Raw genomic sequence first — 6,273 nt, 5'->3', positions numbered from 1 at the left:
CACAGCCAACGGCCAACGGCCAACGGCTAACGGCTAACGGCCAACGGCCAACGTCTAACGGCTAGCGGCCAACTCTCCGAACCTGTACTCCAACCCCACTTCGGCCAGCAGCGCCACGAGCCGGACAAGCCCCAGCCCCATCACCGTGAAGAAGTCGCCCTCGATGCGCTCGACGATCAGCGCGCCGTAGCCCTGGATGCCGTAGGCGCCCGCCTTGTCGAGCGGATCCCCCGTCGCCACGTACTCGGCGATCAGGCGATTGTCGAGCGGGCGGAACCACACCCGCGTGGTCTCGACCCCCGAGGCGACCCGCCCCTCGAACGAGACCGCGAGCGCCGTGTGCACCAGGTGCTCCCGCCCGCTGAGACGGCGCAGCATGGCCTCCGCTTCCGCCGCGTCGCGCGGCTTGCCGAGGATGTCACCGTCTATCACCACGATCGTGTCCGCGCCCACCACCACCGCACCCGCCCCCGCACCCGCGACCGCCGCGGCCTTCTCACGCGCCAGCCGCTCGGCGTACCCAAGGGGGGCCTCGCCGTTCTTCCTGGACTCATCGATGTTCGCCGGGATGACCTCGCACGGCAGGCCGATCAGGCGGAGCAGCTCCCGGCGCCGGGGCGACGACGATGCGAGAACGATCTGGACGCTCATGAGCGCTCGAGGATCAGTGTCACCGGCCCGTCGTTCACCAGCTCGACGTCCATCATCGCGCCGAACCGGCCCGTCTCGACCTTCGCGCCTTGCGCCCCGAGCAGCGCCACGAAGCGCTGGTAGAGCGGCTCCGCCACGGCCGGCGGCGCCGCGTCGATGAACGAGGGCCGGCGACCCTTCGCCGCATCTCCATAGAGCGTGAACTGCGAGATCACCAGCATTCCGCCGCCAACCTCGGACAAGGGCAGGTTCATCTTCCCCTCCGAGTCGCCGAAGAGGCGCAGGCCCGCGATCTTCTCGGCCATCCACTCCAGCGTCGCCTCCGAGTCGGCCGGCGCGAAGCCGGCCAGAATGACGAAGCCGCGCCCGATCGCTCCGACGGTGGCTCCGTCAACGCGAACGGCGGCGCGGCTCACGCGCTGCAGCACGACCCGCACCCGCTATTCCACCGTCACGCTCTTCGCCAGGTTGCGCGGCTGATCCACGTTGCAGCCGCGGCGCACCGCAACGAAGTACGCCAGCAGTTGGAGCGGGACCGACGTGAGCACCGGCGTCAGCATGTCCATCGTGTCGGGGATCGTGATCACGTGGTCCACCAGCGGGGTGATCACGGTGTCCCCCTCGGTGACCACCGCGATCACCCGGCCGCCGCGGGCGCGAACCTCCTCGATGTTGGAGACGATCTTCCCATGCACGCCGTCCCTGGGCGCCACGAAGATGACCGGCATCAGCTCGTCGATCAGCGCGATCGGCCCGTGCTTCATCTCCGCCGCCGGGTACCCCTCGGCGTGGATGTACGAGATCTCCTTCAGCTTCAGCGCGCCCTCGAGCGCCACCGGGAAGTTGCACCCGCGGCCGAGGTACAGGACGTTCGACACCCGCACGTACCGCTCCGCCAGCGCCTCTATCTCCGCCTGTTTCGCGAGCACGACCTCGAGTTGCTCCGGAAGCTTCTTCAGCGCGCTCACGATCTCGCGCCCCTGGAGTATCGACAGCGCCCGCAGCCGGCCCAGCTTGAGCGTGAAGAGCGCCAGTGCCGCGATCTGGCTGGTGAACGCCTTGGTGGACGCCACGCCGATCTCGGGGCCCGCGTGCAGGAAGATCCCGCTGTCCACCTCCCGCGCTATCGTGCTCCCCACCTGGTTCACGATGCCGATGGTACGAGCGCCACGACGCTTGGCCTCGCGCAGCGCCGCCAGCGTGTCCGCAGTCTCGCCGGACTGCGAGATCACGATCACCAGCGTGCGGTCGTCCACGATCGGGTTGCGGTATCGGAACTCCGACGCGTACTCGACCTCCACCGGGAGTCGGGCCACCTCTTCCAACATGTACTCGCCGACCAGCCCCGCGTGCCACGACGTCCCGCACGCGGTGATGACTATCCGGTCGATCTTCCCCAGTTGCTCGTCGGTCAGGTTGAGGCCGCCGAGCCGGGCCGTTCCCTCCTCCTCGAGCAGGCGGCCACGGAGCGTGTTCCGGAGGCTCTCGGGCTGCTCGCAGATCTCCTTGAGCATGAAGTGCGCGTACCCGCCCCGCTCGATCGTCGCCAGGTCCCAGTCGATCTGGCTGATCTCCTTCGTGAGCGGTGTCGCGTGACCGTCCATGAGCCGGTACCCGGACGGCCGGACGACGGCGAGCTCGCCGTCGTCCAGGTAGACCACCGACCGCGTGTGCGCGAGCACCGCTGACGGATCGGACGCGACGAAGTTCTCCCCGTCGCCCACCCCGATCAGGAGCGGGCTGCCCTTGCGCGCCGCGACCATCGTGTCGGGCTCCCGCGCCGAGACCACGGCGATCCCGTAGGCACCCTCCAGCTCGCGCAGCGCCGCGCCGACCGCGTCCTCGAGCCGGCCGGTGTAGAACTGCTCTATCAGGTGCGCGATCACTTCCGTGTCGGTCTCGGAAACGAACTTGTGGCCGCGCTCCCGAAGCATCGTGCGAAGCGCGGTGCTGTTCTCGATGATGCCGTTGTGGACGACCGCTACGACGTCGCCGCAGTCGGTGTGCGGGTGCGCGTTCTTCGTCGTGGGCGCGCCGTGCGTGGCCCAGCGAGTGTGGGCGATCCCGGTCGTGCCCTTGACCGGCGTGCGCCCGATCTGCGACTCGAGCATCGCGATCTTCCCGGCCGCCTTCAGCACGGTCAGCCGTCCGTCCGCCACCACCGCGATGCCGGCCGAGTCGTAACCCCGGTACTCAAGGCGCTTGAGTCCCTCCATCAGGAGCGGCATGGCCTGCTTCGGCCCGACGTAACCCACGATTCCGCACATCCGTCTAGTTCCCCGCTTCGCGCAGCGCAGCTCGCCCGCGCTCGATCAGTTCACGCGCCGACGACTCAGTCGGCGCTTCCGCGATTATCCGCACCACCGGCTCCGTACCGGACGGCCGCACGTGGATCCATCGGTCCTGTGTCGCGAGCCGCAGTCCGTCCTGCCGGTCTTCCGCCGCCCCCGCCAACCCGCCCATCAGCGCCCTGTAGACCGCGTCCAGGGATCCCGCGGGCCGGCCTACCTTGGCCTTAACGATAGCATAGCGCGGCTCGGAGTTCACCACCGACGATACCGTCTCGCCCCTGGCGGCCAGCAGCGCCAGCGCGAGGGCGGCCGCCACCGGAGCGTCACGCCCCAGGTGGACGTCGGGCAGGATCACCCCGCCGTTCCCCTCTCCCCCGATCACCGCGCCCCGCGCCGCCATCCGCTCGACCACGTTCGCCTCCCCGACCGGCGCCCGCTCGACCTTGATGCCGTAGGCCGCGGCGGCGTCGTCAACCACGCGGCTCGTGGACAGGTTCGTGACGACCGGACCGGGCCGGCGAGCCAGCACCGCCCGAACCGCGAAGGCCAGCGTGTAGTCCTCACCGATGGGACGTCCCGTCTCGTCCACGAGGGCGAGCCGGTCCACGTCGGGGTCGACCGCCAGCCCGACGTCGGCCTTCGTGGCGCGCACCAGATCGCCCAATTCGCCCAGGTGCTCGGGAATGGGCTCCGGCTCGCGCGGGAAGCGGCCGTCGGGCTCGAGATGGATGGCGTGGACCTCGCAGCCGAGCGCGTCGAGGAGCGCAGGCATGACCGTCGCACCAGCCCCGCGCACGCAGTCCAGCGCTACCCGGAAGCGGCGCGCCCGCACCGCCGCGACGTCGAGCCACGGCAGCGCCAGCAGCCGGTCGAGGTGCCGCCGAACGGCGCCCGTATCCTGGCGCACCGCGCCCGCAGCCCCTCCCGTTCGGGCCGCTGCTCCGCCGTCCACCAGGGCGAAAAAGGCCTCGGCTTCGCGCTTGGTGAGGAACCTGCCGCCCGGCCCGATGAACTTGAGCGCGTTCCATTCGACCGGGTTGTGGCTAGCGGTGACCACGATGCCGCCCGCCAGTTCCATCATCTCGACCGCGAGCTGCGCCGTAGGCGTCGGTACCATCCCGAGGTCCAGCACGTCCGCGCCCGCCGACGCCAGCCCCGAGGCCGCGGCGGCGGCGAACGCCGGGCCCGACTGGCGCGAGTCGCGGGCCAGCGCCACCGTCCGCCCGCCCCCCTCCAGCAGGAACGCACCGAACGCCGCGGCGTACCGCGTCACGAGTTCCGGCACCAGGTCCACCCCCACGATGCCCCGGAGGCCGGACACCGACCTCATCAACGAGGTGCTCAGCGGGCCAGGGCCGCCAGCGCCTCTTCGTGGAGCGCGCCGACCTTCAAGGGCGTTTGGATGGGCAGCTGTGCGGGGTCCGGGTAGGCGCGGAGGAACGCCGCGACCGCCTCGCCGTCGAACTGCGTCCCGGAGCAGTCGCGCAGCTCGGCGATCGCTTCGTCAGCGGGACGCGGCGTGCGGTACGGCCGGGCCGTCGTCATCGCGTCGAACGTGTCCGCCACTGCGGCGATCCGCGCCACGAGGGGGATCGCTCCCGCCGCGAGACGGTCGGGGAAGCCGAGCCCGTCCGGGCGCTCGTGGTGCGATCGCACGATCTCGAGCACGCGAGGATGGTCCCGCACCAGAGGCGCCAGGATGCGCTCGCCGATGACCGGGTGCTCCATGATGTGCAGGTATTCATCGTGAGTGAGCCGCGACGGCTTGAGCAGGACCGACTCGCGCACCCCGATCTTGCCGATGTCGTGCAGCTCTCCCCCGAGCTTCACTTCCGCCACCAGTTCCGCGTCGAGCCCCATCGCCGTCGCGATCGCCGTAGCGTAGGCTGACACCCGCGCCGAGTGCCCCCGCGTGTACGCGTCCTTGGCCTCCAGCGCGTGGGCGAGCGCCTGAACGCCCTCGACGAACAGCTCCTGGATCCGCGTCGCCTGCTGGCGAACCTTCGCCTCGAGGTTGACCTGGTAGTCGCGGTTCTCGAGGATCAGCCGCCGCTTTTCCAGCGCCTGGCGGACGCGCACGAGCGCCTCCTCCACCTGGAACGGCTTGCCGAGGTAGTCGAGCGCACCCTCGTTGAGGCACGCCACCGCCGTCTGCGTGTCCGTCACCGCCGTGATCATCACCACACCGGTGTCCGGCCACCGCTTCCGGATCTCGGCGAGCAGCTGCGTGCCATCCATCTCCGGCATGTGGATGTCGCTCAACACCAGGTCTGCCGGCTCTTGCTCCAGCAGCTCGAGCGCCTCGCGCCCCGACCCGGCCTCGCGACAGACGTGCCCCTGCGTCTTCAACAGGCGCACCAGGATCTGGCGAAGCGGCGCCTCGTCATCCACGACGAGGCAGGTAACCGGCGATGGCACCGTCATGAGGCGAACCCTAGACCTTCCGCGGGGTACAGTCAACCCGCCTCCGCCTTGCTGCCACCTGTGCTCCGGTGTAAGGTTCGGTTGCCAACCATGTCGCCGAGCCCCGCATGACCCGCACCGCCGACCGGGACCTGACCTTCGGTATCGCCACCCGCGCCGTCCACGCCGGCCAGGAACCGGAGCCGTTGGCCGGTTCCGTGACCATGCCGATCTTCCAGACCTCCACGTACGTGCAGGAAGGCATCGGGAAGAACAAGGGCTACGACTACGCCCGGACCGTGAACCCCACGCGCCAGGCCCTCGAGCGCAACGTCGCCGCGCTCGAAGGCGGCACCCACGGCCTCGCCTTCGGTTCCGGAATGGGCGCCATCCACGGAGTGCTCACGCTACTCTCGGCCGGCGACCACGTCGTGTGCGGAGAGAACGTCTACGGCGGCACGCACCGGCTGATGGACAAGATCCTCTCGCGCCTCGGCCTCTCATTCACTTTCGTGGACACCAGGGACGCGGACCCGGTCGCCGCGGCGGTCACGCCCAAGACCAGGATGCTGTTCGTCGAGACCCCGACCAACCCGCTCATGCGCCTCGCCGACCTCGCCGCGCTCGGCGATCTCGCGAAGGACCGCAAGCTGCTCTTCGTCGTGGACAACACCTTCGCGACGCCGGTGTTCCAGCGCCCGTTCGAGTTCGGCGCGGACATCGTGCTGCATTCCACCACCAAATACCTGAACGGCCACTCCGACATGATCGGCGGCATCGTCGCCCTCAGGAGCGACGACCTCGCCGCGCAACTCCAGTTCATCCAGAAATCGGTCGGCGCGGTGCCGGGACCATTCGACTGCTGGCTCGCGCTGCGCGGCACCAAGACCTTGCCGCTGCGCATGAGGCAGCACGACGCGAACGGGCG

The 6,273-nt window shown here is 69.8% G+C and carries 6 protein-coding genes; 1 reads left to right on the top strand and 5 read right to left on the bottom strand.

The annotated features are described in order from the left end of the window. Positions 1-54 precede the first annotated feature (54 nt). From Q8Q85_13155 to Q8Q85_13135, 5 genes are read right to left on the bottom strand one after another with little or no spacing between them, the layout of a single operon-like run. Positions 55-651: a Maf family protein gene (locus tag Q8Q85_13155; GenBank protein ID MDP3775204.1), complete on the bottom strand. Its 597-nt coding sequence runs from the start codon at positions 649-651 to the stop codon at positions 55-57. Further along, positions 648-1,088: a D-aminoacyl-tRNA deacylase gene (gene dtd / locus Q8Q85_13150; protein ID MDP3775203.1), complete on the bottom strand. Its 441-nt coding sequence runs from the start codon at positions 1,086-1,088 to the stop codon at positions 648-650. Before dtd ends, Q8Q85_13155 begins: the two co-directional genes overlap by 4 nt. Positions 1,089-1,091: 3 nt before the next feature. Next, complete coding sequence (gene glmS, locus Q8Q85_13145; protein ID MDP3775202.1) at positions 1,092-2,918, bottom strand: glutamine--fructose-6-phosphate transaminase (isomerizing); 1,827 nt, start codon at positions 2,916-2,918, stop codon at positions 1,092-1,094. A 4-nt stretch (positions 2,919-2,922) separates the two neighbouring features. Further along, positions 2,923-4,263, bottom strand: a complete 1,341-nt coding sequence (gene glmM / locus Q8Q85_13140; protein ID MDP3775201.1) for a phosphoglucosamine mutase — start codon at positions 4,261-4,263, stop codon at positions 2,923-2,925. A 20-nt stretch (positions 4,264-4,283) separates the two neighbouring features. Beyond that, complete coding sequence (locus Q8Q85_13135) at positions 4,284-5,366, bottom strand: response regulator (GenBank protein ID MDP3775200.1); 1,083 nt, start codon at positions 5,364-5,366, stop codon at positions 4,284-4,286. Between the two features lie 107 nt (positions 5,367-5,473). On the opposite strand from Q8Q85_13135, the gene Q8Q85_13130 reads away from it, so the two are divergent. Continuing rightward, on the top strand, positions 5,474-6,273 hold an 800-nt coding region (locus Q8Q85_13130), incomplete at its 3' end, for an aminotransferase class I/II-fold pyridoxal phosphate-dependent enzyme (protein ID MDP3775199.1).

The sequence above is a fragment of the Gemmatimonadales bacterium genome, assembly GCA_030697825.1.
Taxonomy (GTDB): Bacteria; Gemmatimonadota; Gemmatimonadetes; order Gemmatimonadales; family JACORV01; genus JACORV01.
Note: the sequence above shows the minus strand (reverse complement) of the source record. Positions and strands in the feature narration are given on the sequence as shown.

Bases quoted from the DNA above. Each gene is read 5' to 3' on its own strand.
- Q8Q85_13155 (MDP3775204.1), bottom strand. From the start codon at position 651: ATGAGCGTCCAGATCGTTCTCGCATCGTCGTCGCCCCGGCGCCGGGAG.
- glmS (MDP3775202.1), bottom strand. From the start codon at position 2,918: ATGTGCGGAATCGTGGGTTACGTCGGGCCGAAGCAGGCCATGCCGCTC.
- Q8Q85_13135 (MDP3775200.1), bottom strand. From the start codon at position 5,366: ATGACGGTGCCATCGCCGGTTACCTGCCTCGTCGTGGATGACGAGGCG.